Below are 14890 nucleotides of genomic sequence, written 5' to 3'. Positions count from 1 at the left end.
TTTGCTCGTCGCTCTTTGCTCGTCGTTCGATGCTCGTCGTTCGATGCTCGTCGTTCGATGCTCGTCGTTCGATGCTCATCGTTCGATGCTCGTTGTAAAGCACAATTATCTTACAAATGAAGAAACTAAACAAACCGTGCAAATCGTAGCGTAGCGTAGATTCATCGAACACCAAAACAAAATATAAACTAGGTGAGATAAACCGCGCAACTAACAAACCGCGCAAACCGCGCAACTAACAAATCGTAGATTCATCGAACACCAAAACAATTGTAAACTAGGTGAGATAAACCGTGCAAACAACAAAAAGCGCGAACAACAACTTAGCACTCACTTCTCCTCAAGTATAATTATCAAAAACGTTTTTTTTATCTAATTTCATTGAATTATTCGTAATATTTGAATTTATGTCAGAATTTTTATGTTTACAAATATTTAACTACCGAATAATATTCATTAAACATTAAATATTTCCGTATATTATTCTTTTGTATTATCTTTGCCGTGTAAAACTAGATAACGATGGAATATAAGTTAGATGAAATTGATTTAAAGATCTTGCGTATGATGCAAGACAATGCGCGAATCAATAATTCTGAATTAGCTCGTGAGCTTGGAATGGCGCCTTCAGCAGTGTTAGAACGAGTAAAGAAGCTCGAACACAAAGATGCGATTGTAGCTTATCACGCAAGAGTAAATCCCAATGCAATCAATCAGAAAATGCTTTCTTTTATTTTTATTAAAGTAGATGAGATCATTGGAGATGAAAACACAGGAAAAGCTTTAGCTCAAATTCCAGAAGTTTTAGAAGTACACGATATTGCTGGTGATGACGGTTATATCGTAAAAGTAAGAACATCGGATTCTATTGCACTTGTAAATTTAATGCGCAACTCCCTATCAAAGATTGAAGGGATTATTTCGACAAGAACAATAATCGTCTTACAAACAGTAAAAGAAGATAATAAATTAATAATTCCAGATACATTAGAATAGGTATGAAAGCAGTAGCTACAAATCAAACAAACAATAAATTAGTCTTAGGTGCATACTTAGTAGTATACTTTGTATGGGGGTCTACATTCTTTTTTATTCATAAAGCATTGAGTGATTTTACGCCCTTTGTTTTAGGATCCTTGCGATTTTTTGCTGCTAGTATGATTTTATTGACCTATTGTAAAATGAGAGGATATAAGATCTTTAATAAACAAGTAGTAAAACAAGCGTGTATTACAGGATTTCTATTGCTCTTCATTGATATGGGAGCCTTAATATGGGCGGAGCAACACGTATCAAGTGGTATTGCTGCTATTATGGCCGCAGCAGCAGCTTTGTGGTTTATTATTTTAGATAAGAAACAATGGAAACACAACTTTTCAAGTTTACCCATTATCTTGGGATTGATCCTTGGATTCGTTGGCGTTATCATGTTATTCGCTGAACAAATTACAATCGCTGGTGACGAGAGTCAACGTTTACTAAATATTTTCTGTATGGTGTTATTGATTTTGGGATCAATCGCATGGACAGTTGGTTCGCTTTATTCGAAGTATTCTAAAACAAAAAATGAGAATCAAGGAGAAGATTTACACGTAATGGTGAAAACATCATGGCAGATGATTACAGCAGGTGTTTTGTTTACCATCGTGGCTTTGTTAAACGGTGAATATGCGCAGTTTGATATCTATGAGATTTCAGCTTCAGGATGGTTCTCGTTAGTGTATTTAATTACTTTCGGATCAATCTTGGCATTTGGATCTTATATTTGGTTGATTCAAAACAGACCTGTAACCGAAGTAAGTACGTATGCTTATGTAAACCCTGTAGTTGCAGTAGCTTTGAGCTATTTCTTTACGGACGATATTATTACAAGTCTTCAAATTGGCGGTTTAGTTGTTGTTTTGCTTAGTGTTGGATTAATGAATTGGGACCTTTATAAAGACAGTAAGTTCTTTAAGGGGTTTCAAAAGAAACGTCGCATGGACACTCAAGACAAAGAACAACTCCATATGAGTAATTAATTCTTTTTTCATTATTATAAAATTGATTAGAGCTAGCGCGTCATTGCGCTAGCTTTTTTTTTGTCTAATACTTTAGGGGTGAGTCATTTGATTTAAAAAATAGTACAAATATATTTTTTACATTTAAAAAATGTTGTACTTTTGCACAGCTTTTAGATCAGCGTTGTTTCACTAAAAGTCAAACAGTTATAAATGTAAAACCACTTCTGTTCCTTATCGCTGTATAAAGAAACTAGATAATGCAGAATACAAATTTATTATCAGCACATGTCTGAAAACGCAAAAACACAGGAAGAATTTTTAAAAGATTTTAATTGGGATAACTATGAAAATGGTATCGATGCAGTAGATGCAAATCAATTAAAAGAATTTGAAAGCTTAGTAGACAAAACTTTTATTTCTACAGACGACGAGGAAGTAGTTGAGGGAGTTGTAGTGAGAATCACTGACAGAGACGCGATTGTAGATATCAATGCTAAGTCTGAAGGTGTTATTTCATTAAACGAATTCCGTTACAACCCGAACTTAAAAGTAGGAGACAAAGTTGAAGTATTAATCGACGTTAGAGAAGATAAATACGGACAATTAGTTTTATCTCACAGAAAAGCTCGTACAATCAAAGCTTGGGATAGAGTTATTGCTGCTCATGAGTCAGGAGAAATCGTTAATGGTTTCGTAAAATGTAGAACTAAAGGAGGTATGATCGTTGACGTATTCGGAATCGAAGCATTCTTACCAGGTTCTCAAATTGATGTTAAGCCTATCCGTGATTACGATCAATACGTAAACAAAACAATGGAATTCAAAGTTGTTAAAATTAACCACGAATTCAAAAACGTTGTTGTATCTCACAAAGCGCTTATCGAAGCAGATATCGAAGTACAGAAAAAAGAAATTATCGGTCAATTACAAAAAGGTCAAGTGTTAGAAGGTGTTGTTAAAAACATTACTTCTTACGGAGTATTCATTGACTTAGGAGGTGTTGACGGATTAATCCACATTACAGATTTATCTTGGTCAAGAATCAATCACCCAAGCGAGGTGTTAGAGTTAGATCAAAAATTAAATGTTGTAATTTTAGATTTCGACGACGAGAAAACAAGAATTCAATTAGGTTTAAAACAACTTTACGCTCACCCTTGGGATGCTTTAGATTCTAACTTAAACGTTGGTGATAAAGTAAAAGGAAAAGTAGTTGTTTTAGCTGATTACGGTGCTTTCATCGAAGTTGCTGAAGGTGTTGAAGGTTTAATCCACGTTTCTGAAATGTCTTGGTCTACTCACTTGAGATCTGCACAAGATTTCGTAAAAGTTGGAGACGAAGTAGAGGCAGTTATCTTAACTCTTGATAGAGAAGAAAGAAAAATGTCTTTAGGTATCAAACAATTGTCACAAGACCCTTGGACAGATATCACTGCTAAATATCCAGTTGGATCTAAGCATTCAGGTATCGTTCGTAACTTTACAAACTTCGGTGTATTCGTAGAATTAGAAGAAGGAATTGATGGATTAATCTACATCTCTGACTTATCTTGGACGAAAAAAATCAAACACCCATCTGAGTTTGTAAACGTTGGAGACAAATTAGACGTTGTTGTATTAGAGTTAGACGTTGAAGGACGTAAATTATCTTTAGGTCACAAACAAACAACAGCTAACCCATGGGATAAATACGAAGATGCTTACGCAGTTGGTACAATCCACAATGGTGAAATCTCTGAATTAGTTGACAAAGGTGCTACTGTAATTTTCGAAGAAGATGTTGTAGCTTTCATTCCAACTCGTCACTTAGAAAAAGAAGACGGGAAGAAATTGAAAAAAGGTGATGCTGCTGAGTTCAAAATCATCGAGTTCAACAAAGAATTCAAAAGAGTAGTAGCTTCTCACACTTCTATCTTCCGCGAAGAAGAAGAGAAAAATGTGAAAACAGCTGAAACTTCTGTAAACACTGCAGAAAAAACAACTTTAGGAGATATCGACGCTCTTGCTGAGTTGAAAGAAAGAATGGAAAAAGGAAACTAATCCTTTCATCTATACAAGCTAAAAAGTCCTGACACTTTGTGTCAGGGCTTTTTTTTTATTTAGATAAATCGCGAATGCTTGTATTGTTTTGAGAATGGATCTTATCTTTGGTTATTTGATACTATTTATATACAACAGCCATGATTGAATTAAAACCGCTGTCCAAAGAGGATGTAATCCCTTTTTATACCTGGATTAATGATGAAGAAGTGATCAAGTTTTCTTTGAGTCTCTTTCAGCGTTTAACCTCAAAAGAACAAATAGACGCTTGGTATGAAGGTTTGTTTGATGAACAAAACACCTACAATATTGGAGTGTTTTTAAGGGAATCAGGAGAGCTAATTGGCTATGCGGGGATCAGTGGTATATCGACGCTGAATCACAGCGGAGAATACTTCATTTTCCTTGGAGATAAATCACAATGGGGCAAGGGAATTGGTACAAAAGTTACGCAAGAAGTTGTCACATACGGATTTGAAGTCCTGCAGTTGAATCGCATCATGCTCACTGTTTCAGAACTGAATTATGGCGGCATCAAAGCCTATGAAAAAGCTGGATTTACCGTCGAGGGGGTCCTGAAAGAAGCTTGCTATCGACAGGGGGCTTATCACGATAAAATCGTCATGGCTAGACTTCGATCTGGCTATAGCCTTAAAAAGAAGTAATACTGTTCCTATTTTATAAGGGTGTACAAGGTATAGCTAAAAAGAGAAACAATACTCGTGCTATAAAAAAAGGAGATTCAATCGAATCTCCTTTTCTATACATTTATTATTTTACTGCTTTAGAAGCGGTTAACTCAGCAATCTTAACGATTACTTCTGTTGCTTTTACCATGCTTTCTACAGGTACATATTCGTATTTTCCGTGGAAGTTATGTCCCCCAGCGAATATGTTCGGACAAGGTAATCCCATGTACGATAGCTGTGATCCATCTGTTCCACCGCGTATAGCTTTGATCAATGGTTTTATCCCCAATTCTTTCATCGCTTGTTCTGCCGTGTCTACAATGTGCATAACAGGTTCAACTTTTTGCTTCATGTTGAAGTACTGATCTCCAATCTCGCAAGAAACAATTGGTCCACCGAATTTTTTGTTGTGTTTTTTGTTGAATTTCTTCGCTAACTTGTCAATAAATACTTTGCGTTGCTCGTATTTCTTAAGGTTGTGATCGCGTATAATTAACTCCACAACAGACTCTTCAATACTACCACTCACTGTGTGCACGTGGAAGAATCCTTCGTATCCTGTCGTTTTTTGAGGTACTTCGTCTTTTGGCAATTTGTTGATGAACTTATTTGCTAGAAGAATTGAGTTGATCATTTTCCCTTTTGCATATCCAGGGTGGACACTCTTACCTGAGAAAGTTAGTTTCGCATATCCTGCATTGAAGTTTTCGTATTCCAACTCTCCAATTTGACTTCCATCCATCGTGTAAGCCCATTCTGCACCGAATTTTTTCACATCAAACAAGTGTGCTCCACGACCAATCTCTTCGTCAGGTGTGAATCCTACTCTGATTTTTCCGTGTTTAATTTCTGGGTGTTGTACTAAATACTCCATCGCTGAAACGATTTCTGTAATTCCCGCTTTGTCATCCGCTCCTAATAAAGTAGTACCGTCTGTGGTAATTAGTGTTTGCCCTTTATATTGTAATAAATCTTTAAAGTATGAAGGAGATAGTACAATATTTTGTTCTTTGTTTAAAACAATATCGCCACCATCATAGTTCTCGACAATCTGTGGTTTTACATTTGCACCAGAAAAATCAGGTGATGTATCAAAGTGAGCAATAAAACCAATTGTTGGTACTTCATGCTCTACATTGCTAGGCAAAGTTGCCATCACATATGCGTTCTCATCTATTGTTACGTCTTCTAGACCAATTTGTTTTAATTCTTCAACTAGTTTGTTTGCTAAGTCCCATTGCTTTTCAGTACTAGGGCAGGTTTGAGAAGAAGGATCAGACTCTGTATCAACAGTCACATAACTGATGAAACGATCAATAATATGTTGCATAGTATTAAATTTTATATCTAACAAAAGTATGAATTTATTAAATGAAAGCCTTATAATGTCCAGGCTTTTTCACGGCAGTAGTTTTACCCTGCTCTTTGGGGCTAGTTTAAAAAAATTAGAATATCATTAGTAAACGCTATTTTCACGGCAAGGCAATAATCTGTAAAGAAGGATTGTTGTATCTTTGAATTTCAATTCAAAAAAGACGCGTAATGAAGCATTTATTTTGTTTGTTGAGCTTGTTATTTGCACAAGTTGTACTGGCTGTAAATCCAATAAAAGAATATGTTGACACGCCGGCAAACTCTAAATTTCGCTATGAGGAAGTGCAGATTGAGACTGCGGATGGGTATGCCTTACAGTCCTGGACGATATATCCCGATGATGCTAATCGATTGAATCGAACCTTAATTCTCGCCTATAGCGATGCGGGTAATATGTCGTATTGGCTCAGGCAGGGGATTGAAATAGTCAACCAGGGCTATACAGTAGTGATGTTTGATTATCGTGGATTTGGGGCAAGTGATGCTTTTGAAATGGAAGAGGATATGCTGTATTACGACGAATTTGCTATTGATTTGCAAGCCGTTGTTGCTTATGCGAAAGAAAAATTCAATACAAAAATAGGCGTTTGGGCCCTGTCTATGGGAACAATTTCTGCAGTTATTACACATAATGTTCAACCGTATGACTACTTAATCGCTGATGGTTTTGTGGTGGATCCCAAAATAATTATTGAACGCTTGTATCATTTTTTGGAAAAAGAAATCCACTTACCTCCGGGTGCGAATGCGTATGACAAAGCCTTGACGCGTTTAACGCTTCCTGTTTTATTTATTGTTGGCGATCGCGATGGATTGACCACGATGCAAGACAGCCATCGAGTGAAACCACTAAATCCCAAAAGCGAAGTGGTTGCCTATAAAGGAGGACACTTACAAGGGTTTCAAGCCATGACTAAAACCTATCACGGTGAAGGTTATATCGATGCAATTAACGCTTTTTACACTAAGACATTTGAAAAATAACTAACACATAATGGAACACAGACACTTTCTTCTCTACAAACCACACGGGTATATCAGTCAGTTTATATACGAAAAGAAAAGAAACAAAAGAAAATTAGGAGAGTTATTTGATTTTCCAGTAGGAACTATGGCTATAGGGCGATTGGATGAAAATTCAGAAGGATTGTTGCTATTGACTACCGATGGAATGATGAGTGAGCGTATACGCGGGGAAAAATATGAAAAAGAATACTACGCACAAGTGGATGGACGAATTACAGATGAAGCAATTGAAATATTGCGTAAGGGCGTGGAAATTGGTGTAAAGGGAGAAAAGTACTTCACCAAAGAATGCGAAGTCGAAGCTTTGGATCAAGTGCCGGATTGGATTGGTGTAGGAAGGAGAATACGAGACGAAAGACATGGGCCAACCAGTTGGGTTCGCCTTGTGTTGACAGAAGGTAAGTTTAGACAAGTGCGAAAAATGACTGCTAGCGTCGGATTTCCGACCTTGCGATTGGTTCGTGTGAGAATCGGAAATATTGCTCTGGCTGGTTTGAAAGTGGGAGAGGTAAAAGAAGTAACAACGTTGTAAAACTAAGTGTATGCATAGTAAAGCAAATGAGAATTACCAATTTCAAAAAATTATAGCAATTGTTGGTGTACTGTTGTTTCTGATAAAGCTAGTTGCGTGGTATATGACTCGATCTGTCGCTATTTTTACAGATGCTTTGGAGAGTGTGGTCAACGTCATTAGCGGTTTTATCGGTTTGTACAGCTTGTATTTATCGGCACAACCTCGAGATCGAAACCATCCCTATGGCCACGGAAAAGTAGAATTTATTTCTGCAACTATCGAAGGAGGATTGATTATCATGGCGGGAATAGCCATTATTTTTGAGGGGGTACGCAACATCATTAATCCGCAACCGATAGGACAACTCGATTACGGAATCTTTTTAGTCGCGGTTACTGCGGTAGTTAACTATGTTCTGGGGTGGTACGCAATCAAAAAAGGAAAAATAAACAAATCACTTGCGCTAGTAGCGAGTGGAAAACACCTCCAATCTGATACCTATTCGACTGTCGGAATTATTTTAGGATTGCTCTTGTTGTTCTTCACTAACTTGCATTGGATCGATAGTGGGGTTGCCCTTATTTTTGCCTTGATTATTATTGTTACAGGGTATAAAATTGTTCGAGGTGCAGTATCGGGAATTATGGATGAAACTGACGAAGCCTTATTAGAAGAGGTAATAGAATACTTAGAAAGCAACCGAAAAGAGAACTGGATTGACCTACACAATATGCGCATCATAAAGTATGGCAGTGTGCTGCACTTTGATTGTCACATGACGGTTCCCTGGTATTTTACCATTGTAGAAGGGCATAAGGAAGTAGAATTGCTAGAAAAGGAGATCAGTGATCAATTTGGTTCTGATTTAGAACTATTTGTTCACATGGACGACTGTAAGACGTTTTCGTGTAAAATATGTAGCAAACAAGATTGTCCATTCCGCAAGGAACCATTTGAAAGACAAATCAAGTGGACCATAGAGAATGTTTCAAAAAATAAACGACATACCAGTACTACTGGACAAGAGTAAAACGCTTGTTTTGCCTGTCAAACCGCAAGTAATCCTCTTGAAAAAAGCGATCAAAAACACCATTGGCAATTAAGGCATCAATGGTGTTTTTTGTATACCCATCAGCTTGAAGAACTAGGGCTTCATCTGCAAAGTGCAGAGCTAATTCGATATCGTGACTGGAAAATAAAATGGTTTTATTTTCCTCTCGTGTAAGGTGGTGTAAGAGTTGGTATAACTTGACTTTGTGGTTGAGATCCAAATGACTAGAGGGCTCGTCCAAAATCAACAACGGTGTGTTTTGGGCAAGGGCTTTAGCGATTAACACCCGTTGCAATTGGCCATCGCTCAAATTCATTAGCGGTTGATGTACTAAAGAGGTGATTGAAGTTAGATCTACGGCTTTTTCAATCCAGTATTGATCCTCTTTTGTCAATTTTGCTTGCCAATTTACATGAGGTGTTCGACTGATTTGCAGTAATTCTATTACGCGAAGGTTCAACTGAGGAATAGGTTCGGTGAGGACAACGCTAATCTCTTTTGCCAATTCATGTGCAGAATAGGAGGTAAGTGGTTTGTCACCAAGGGTGATCCCTCCACTTAACGGAGGTTGATGCCCTGTCAAGGTTCGCAGTAAGGTTGATTTACCAATGCCGTTGATACCTAATAAGGTGGTTAATGAATTGGGCGTAAGCTCGAAGGTCAGGCTTTCTTGGATGACCTTGGTCTGTCTTCGTCCTGTCGAATAACCAATTGTTAGCGCTTTTGTATGTAACATAATCCTCTTTTTTAAGTAACCAAATACAAACTTACTACATTCTTTTTAGCAGGTAAGATTCAACAGTAAAAAAGGTGAAGATCACTATTAGATTCGTCGGATTATACCATAGAGTACAGTAAATAAGTTTTATATTTGTTGCATAATAAATTTAGATTGTCGAAATAATGAAACCGAACACACAACAACTAACGGAGTTAACTACACAAGTAAGAAGAGATATTCTTAGAATGGTACATGCGGTGAATTCTGGGCATCCAGGTGGTTCATTAGGGTGTGCTGAATATTTAGTGTCATTGTATCAAGCGATTATGGATCGCAAAGAGACTTTTACAATGGATGGAGAAGGAGAGGATCTTTTCTTTTTATCTAATGGGCATATTTCCCCTGTATTTTACAGTGTATTAGCACGTAGTGGATATTTTCCAGTATCAGAATTAGTTACTTTCAGAAAATTAAATTCGAGATTACAAGGACACCCTTGTACTCACGATAAATTACCAGGAGTACGCATGGCTTCAGGATCTTTAGGGCAAGGGTTGTCTGTAGGTATTGGAGCGGCTCAAGCTAAGAAATTGAATAAAGACGAGCATTTAGTCTATGTACTTTTAGGTGATGGAGAACTTCAAGAAGGTCAAAACTGGGAGGCGATTATGTATGCTTCTGCTAATAAAGTAGATAATTTAATTGCAACAGTCGATTTAAACGGAAAACAAATTGATGGACCAACAGAAGAGGTATTGAATTTAGGTTCGATGAAAGCGAAATTTGAAGCTTTTGATTGGAGTGTAATCGAAATCAAAGAAGGAAATTCCATTGATGCGATTCTAAAAGGATATGAGCAAGCGAAAGGGTTGGCAAAACAAGGAAAACCAGTTTGTGTATTGTTGCACACCGAAATGGGGAATGGCGTTGACTTTATGATGGGAACACATGCTTGGCATGGAAAAGCACCTAATGATGCTCAATTAGAAGAAGCGTTAAAACAAAATCCAGAAACTTCATTTGGAGATTATTAATCTGTTGACTTTAGAATTATCATGAAAAAATATATAAATACAGGAAGTAAAGATACGCGTTCAGGTTTTGGAGCTGGACTTACAGAATTAGGGCAAACAAACGAAAACGTAGTTGCCTTATGTGCTGATTTAATCGGATCATTGAAAATGGACGATTTTAAAAAGAATCATCCAGAGCGTTTTTTTCAAGCGGGAATCGCGGAAGCTAATATGATCGGTATGGCGGCAGGGATGACTATTGGAGGGAAAATTCCGTTTACGGGAACATTTGCCAATTTCTCAACAGGTCGCGTATATGATCAAATCCGTCAATCGGTTGCCTATTCTGAGAAAAATGTTAAGATCTGTGCTTCACATGCGGGATTAACATTAGGAGAAGATGGTGCTACTCACCAAATTTTAGAAGATATTGGTTTGATGAAAATGTTACCTGGCATGACGGTAATTAATACGTGTGATTACAATCAAACCAAAGCAGCAACATTAGCTATTGCAGCGCATGATGGTCCTGTATACTTGCGTTTTGGGCGCCCAGTTGTGCCTAACTTTATGCCAGAAAACGAGAAATTCGAAATTGGAAAAGCTGTGCTTTTACAAGAAGGAAAAGATGTAACCATTATTGCGACAGGGCATTTGGTATGGGAAGCGTTATTGGCAGCTGAAGTATTAGAAGCCAAAGGAATCTCAGCAGAGGTTATCAATATTCATACGATTAAACCTTTGGATGAAGAAGCTATTTTGCGTTCGGTGGCTAAAACAGGATGCGTGGTTACAGCTGAAGAACACAACTTTTTAGGAGGTTTAGGAGAAAGCGTAGCTCGTGTATTGGCATTGAACAATCCAATACCACAAGAATTCGTAGCTGTACAAGACACTTTTGGTGAATCGGGTACACCAGATGAATTAATGGAAAAATATGGCTTAAAAGCTGCTAATATTGTTGAAAAATCAGAATTGGTTATCAACAGAAAGTTTAAGCGATAAGCGAAAGACAAAAAAAAGAGAGGTAATACCTCTCTTTTTTTTTGATAGATGTAAAAAAAGCAGTTGATAATCAACTGCTTTTATATTTTGTAATACGTGGTTTATTTGCTTGGCCACACCCATTCTCCATCAACCATAAATGGCTTACAAGTGTTGTCTAGATAACGAGGTGTTTCTGAACAATTCTTTAATTCTGCCGCATCGTATTGGTAGTGTTTTATTTTTCCATTTGCATCCTTATACTGCAATTCAATTCGCGTTGGAACCCCATCACCGTCATCGTCAATATCTAAGAAATTAGGTACATTGTCGTTGTTGGTGTCGTATTCGAAATAATCGTGAATCGTTAACTCAGTCCCTATTTTTTCAGGTTTTACTTCATATTTAGATGGGATTCCATCTAAATCGTGATCGCGTTCAAAAGTACTGATTAACGTCAAATCTGAAATAAAAGGTTCATAGGCTTTTAATTTGTCAAACCCGCTGTTGAACTGACCTATTCCCGCAGGGATAAAAACAATAATTCGCCCAGCAGTAGCTTGGTCATATGAAATTGTTCCATCTGGATTAATACCTGAATGCAAAGCCGTTTTGATCTTCTTCAACATCTGACGCTCTCCAGTGTACATACGCAAAGGAGCAGGAACAGTGTTCTTTAACTCTGCAATTGTTGGAGGAAATGAATAGAATCCACCAGTTGTTGGGTGATTGTTTGAGGTAATACGTTCATTTTTTAAGCTGAAACTCGTTCTTTTAACAAAGATCGAATCTACAGGTGAACTTGTTTGACCTTGTCCTTGGTTCAAAACCAAATAGTATATTTTGTATTTAACTGTATCCGCCGATTTAGTATACTTGTAAATTACTTTAGTACGATCATACGGGTCGATCAAAGAAAAAGCAGCATAATCTTCATTGTTTACCACAATTGAGTCTAAGCGGCTATCGTAAAAAATAGCTTTTTCATTGGTGTGATTTGTACTGTTAATACTATCAAAAGTAATTACCCCGTTACGCTCAATCATGTAGTTGTTTTTTAAATACTTCAGGATTGATGCTTTGTTATTTACATATACTTCATGGGAATCTTTCAATGGCTCAGGTGTAAAACCTCCTGAATCATCACTTTTATTGCAGCTGATCGCCGTAATTACAAGTGTAAGAATACCAAAAATAGAAAATAGTCTATTCATTATTTTTGAATTATTTTAGTAGTGCAAGATACAATTTTACTTTATTTTTGTCTTGAATAATAAAGAATTTTAATATTTAATTATGCGTATTGACAAATACTTGTGGTGTGTACGGTATTACAAAACTAGAAACATAGCAACAGAGGCGTGTAAAAAAGGACATATTACAGTAAATGGGCAAACCGTAAAGCCTTCACGCGAAGTTTTTCCCACAGATAAGATTACGTTGCGAAAAGATCAAATTGTGTATAAACTAACGGTCTTAGATGTCCCATTAAACCGAGTAGGGGCCAAGTTGGTAGATATTTACCGCAAAGATGAAACTCCAGCAGAGGCTTTTGAGCATTTGGATTTGTTGCGTCAAACCAAAGAATACTACCGCGCTAAAGGAACGGGAAGGCCTACGAAGAAGGATCGAAGAGATATTGATGGATTCTTGGATTTAGATGAAGATGACGAAGGAATTGAATAAAGCGTATTGGGAGGATCGCTATCGCAATCAAGAGGCTAAATGGAATGCTAAGTCTATTACCACGCCTTTACAAGCGTATATCGATCAGCTTACGCAAACTGAACGAAGTATTTTAGTTCCCGGGGTAGGACACGGACACGAGTTGTTGTATTTGCATCGCAAAGGGTTTACTTCAAGTGTAGGTATAGATCTTACTGCTATTGCCATGGAAGAAACAGCAAAAGAGCACGCTGATTTCCCTGTCGATCACGTGATTATAGGGGACTTTTTTGCGCATGAAGGACAATATGATCTCATTTTAGAGCAAACGTTTTTTTGTTCGCTTCCTATGGAGAAAAGAGAGGATTATGTCAAAAAGATGTACGAATTACTTCGACCGAATGGCAAATTAGTAGGGGTGTTATTTGATGCTTTTTTTGAGCAACTAGGTCCTCCCTTCGGTGGTGATCGCGAAACGTATAAGGCGTTGTTCGAACCGTATTTTACTCTCGAGGTTATGGAACCCGCATTCAACTCGATTAAACCTAGACAAGATAGAGAATTGTTTATTATACTAAAGAAAAAGATATGACCAAAAAAATCATTTTAAATAAAGAGCAAATTGGGTTTAAAACCAAACGCATTGCGTATCAAATTTACGAGACCTTTTCAGAAGAACAAGAAATCGTTATCGCTGGAGTAGCGAATAGCGGTTTTATATTTGCGCAAAAGATTGCCAAAGTATTGAGTGAGATTGCAGCTATCGAAGTTAAACTATGCGAAGTTCAAATTGACAAGGCCAATCCAATTAATCCCATTCACACTTCTTTAAAAGAAGAAGAGTACACCGGAAAGGCGATTGTTTTGGTGGATGACGTTTTGAATTCGGGTGCAACACTCATCTACGGAGTAAAACACTTCTTGAATGTACCCGTTAAGAAAATGAAAACAGCTGTTTTAATCGATCGAAATCACAAGACCTACCCCATTAAAGCAGACTATAAAGGATTGTCGCTATCGACCTCCTTATTGGAGCATATTCAAGTTGTTTTTACAGCAGAGGATGAGTATGCTTATTTAAGCTAGTTGGTGAGTTGAGCGACAAGCTCATCTACAATTTGAGTTACAGACTTGTCATCCACAACCACAATGTGTTTGGCTTGATAATAAAAATAACTTCGATCAAAGAGGTGTTTGGCAATAAAAGTTTCAAGAGTATCGTCCGTGTTAATTTGCAGCATTGGGCGATGCTCTTTTTCTTTTTCTAATCTTTCAGCGAGGGTTGCTATTGATGCTTTGAGGTAAAACGAATGTACGTGTTCCCATTGTAAAACTTCGTGATTATTGGCATAGCAAGGTGTACCTCCCCCAAGACTAATGATGGCTTTTTCTTCTTTGTTTAAAAGTTGATGGAGGACTTGGTGTTCTATTTTTCTAAAAAAGACTTCTCCTTTTTCAGCAAAGAGTGCGCTAATTTTTTTTTGTTGTTGTTTTTCGATTTCATGGTCTAGATCATAGTAGGGAAGGTTGAGTTGTTGCGCAAGTTGTTGCGCAATTGTCGATTTTCCTGCACCCATATAACCTAAAATAATTATTTTTTCCATAAAATAAGGGGTTGTAAAATAGTGAGTTATGTAAAAATACCCTGTTTTTGAGGGATGATGTTGACAAAAATAAAACAAAAACATGATGTTTTTAAAAAAAAACGTTCTATATTTGCACCCGCAATCAGGAATTGATTAGACTCGATAGCTCAGTTGGTAGAGCACAACACTTTTAATGTTGGGGTCCTGGGTTCGAGCCCCAGTCG

The 14890-nt window shown here is 37.2% G+C and carries 16 protein-coding genes; 12 read left to right on the top strand and 4 right to left on the bottom strand.

The genetic code is table 11. From position 1 onward, the window contains the following. The first annotated feature begins 522 nt into the window (after positions 1-522). The 4 genes from HX062_RS13335 (at position 523) to HX062_RS13320 (ending at position 4708) form a co-directional block, all read left to right on the top strand. Complete coding sequence (locus tag HX062_RS13335; protein WP_182627197.1) at positions 523-996, top strand: Lrp/AsnC family transcriptional regulator; 474 nt, start codon at positions 523-525, stop codon at positions 994-996. 2 nt (positions 997-998) lie between these two features. Further along, positions 999-2021 carry an EamA family transporter gene (locus tag HX062_RS13330; protein WP_182627199.1) on the top strand — a complete coding sequence of 341 codons (1023 nt, stop codon included), beginning with the start codon at positions 999-1001 and terminating at the stop codon, positions 2019-2021. Between the two features lie 267 nt (positions 2022-2288). Further along, complete coding sequence (rpsA, locus tag HX062_RS13325) at positions 2289-4043, top strand: 30S ribosomal protein S1 (protein WP_182627201.1); 1755 nt, start codon at positions 2289-2291, stop codon at positions 4041-4043. Between the two features lie 140 nt (positions 4044-4183). Continuing rightward, entirely contained in the window at positions 4184-4708 is a 525-nt protein-coding gene (locus HX062_RS13320; RefSeq protein ID WP_182627203.1) for a GNAT family N-acetyltransferase, read from the top strand. Positions 4709-4814: 106 nt separating this feature from the next. Here the strand turns inward: HX062_RS13320 and pepT are convergent, their stop codons facing one another. Beyond that, positions 4815-6062, bottom strand: a complete 1248-nt coding sequence (gene pepT, locus HX062_RS13315) for a peptidase T (RefSeq protein ID WP_182627205.1) — start codon at positions 6060-6062, stop codon at positions 4815-4817. Positions 6063-6274: 212 nt separating this feature from the next. On the opposite strand from pepT, the gene HX062_RS13310 reads away from it, so the two are divergent. The 3 genes from HX062_RS13310 to HX062_RS13300 are packed head-to-tail and all read left to right on the top strand — an operon-like array spanning position 6275 to position 8676. Continuing rightward, the gene (locus tag HX062_RS13310; RefSeq protein WP_182627206.1) at positions 6275-7090 is read left to right on the top strand and encodes an alpha/beta hydrolase; all 816 of its coding nucleotides are present in this window, start codon (positions 6275-6277) and stop codon (positions 7088-7090) included. 10 nt (positions 7091-7100) lie between these two features. Next, positions 7101-7664, top strand: coding sequence for a pseudouridine synthase (locus tag HX062_RS13305; RefSeq protein ID WP_182627208.1), 564 nt, complete (start codon positions 7101-7103; stop codon positions 7662-7664). A gap of 10 nt (positions 7665-7674) precedes the next feature. Beyond that, positions 7675-8676 (top strand): cation diffusion facilitator family transporter, encoded by a 1002-nt coding sequence (locus tag HX062_RS13300; protein ID WP_182627210.1) that lies wholly within the window; start codon positions 7675-7677, stop codon positions 8674-8676. On the opposite strand, the gene HX062_RS13295 is transcribed toward HX062_RS13300, so the two are convergent. Continuing rightward, positions 8660-9433 (bottom strand): ABC transporter ATP-binding protein, encoded by a 774-nt coding sequence (locus tag HX062_RS13295; RefSeq protein WP_286467735.1) that lies wholly within the window; start codon positions 9431-9433, stop codon positions 8660-8662. The genes HX062_RS13300 and HX062_RS13295 overlap by 17 nt on opposite strands. Before the next feature lie 167 nt (positions 9434-9600). On the opposite strand from HX062_RS13295, the gene HX062_RS13290 reads away from it, so the two are divergent. Both HX062_RS13290 and HX062_RS13285 read left to right on the top strand, forming a co-directional pair. Continuing rightward, positions 9601-10452: a transketolase gene (locus HX062_RS13290; RefSeq protein ID WP_182627214.1), complete on the top strand. Its 852-nt coding sequence runs from the start codon at positions 9601-9603 to the stop codon at positions 10450-10452. A 21-nt stretch (positions 10453-10473) separates the two neighbouring features. Next, positions 10474-11436, top strand: coding sequence for a transketolase family protein (locus HX062_RS13285; RefSeq protein WP_286467734.1), 963 nt, complete (start codon positions 10474-10476; stop codon positions 11434-11436). A gap of 101 nt (positions 11437-11537) precedes the next feature. On the opposite strand, the gene HX062_RS13280 is transcribed toward HX062_RS13285, so the two are convergent. After that, positions 11538-12629 (bottom strand): hypothetical protein, encoded by a 1092-nt coding sequence (locus HX062_RS13280; protein WP_286467733.1) that lies wholly within the window; start codon positions 12627-12629, stop codon positions 11538-11540. Between the two features lie 82 nt (positions 12630-12711). Between HX062_RS13280 and HX062_RS13275 the strand changes: the two genes are divergently transcribed. Genes HX062_RS13275 through HX062_RS13265 form a run of 3 tightly spaced genes read left to right on the top strand, consistent with a single transcriptional unit; the run spans position 12712 to position 14166 of the window. Beyond that, the gene (locus tag HX062_RS13275; RefSeq protein WP_182627220.1) at positions 12712-13101 is read left to right on the top strand and encodes an RNA-binding S4 domain-containing protein; all 390 of its coding nucleotides are present in this window, start codon (positions 12712-12714) and stop codon (positions 13099-13101) included. Beyond that, positions 13076-13672 carry a methyltransferase gene (locus HX062_RS13270; RefSeq protein ID WP_286467732.1) on the top strand — a complete coding sequence of 199 codons (597 nt, stop codon included), beginning with the start codon at positions 13076-13078 and terminating at the stop codon, positions 13670-13672. Before HX062_RS13275 ends, HX062_RS13270 begins: the two co-directional genes overlap by 26 nt. Continuing rightward, the gene (locus HX062_RS13265; RefSeq protein ID WP_182627222.1) at positions 13669-14166 is read left to right on the top strand and encodes a phosphoribosyltransferase domain-containing protein; all 498 of its coding nucleotides are present in this window, start codon (positions 13669-13671) and stop codon (positions 14164-14166) included. The genes HX062_RS13270 and HX062_RS13265 overlap by 4 nt, the downstream gene beginning before the upstream one ends. On the opposite strand, the gene HX062_RS13260 is transcribed toward HX062_RS13265, so the two are convergent. Further along, complete coding sequence (locus tag HX062_RS13260) at positions 14163-14684, bottom strand: shikimate kinase (RefSeq protein WP_286467731.1); 522 nt, start codon at positions 14682-14684, stop codon at positions 14163-14165. The genes HX062_RS13265 and HX062_RS13260 overlap by 4 nt on opposite strands. Positions 14685-14890: the final 206 nt, after the last annotated feature.

Origin of the sequence: Myroides sp. DF42-4-2, from assembly GCF_030326445.1 — a bacterium.
In the GTDB taxonomy this organism is placed as follows: Bacteria; Bacteroidota; Bacteroidia; order Flavobacteriales; family Flavobacteriaceae; genus Flavobacterium.
This window is presented reverse-complemented; position numbering and strand designations above follow the sequence as displayed.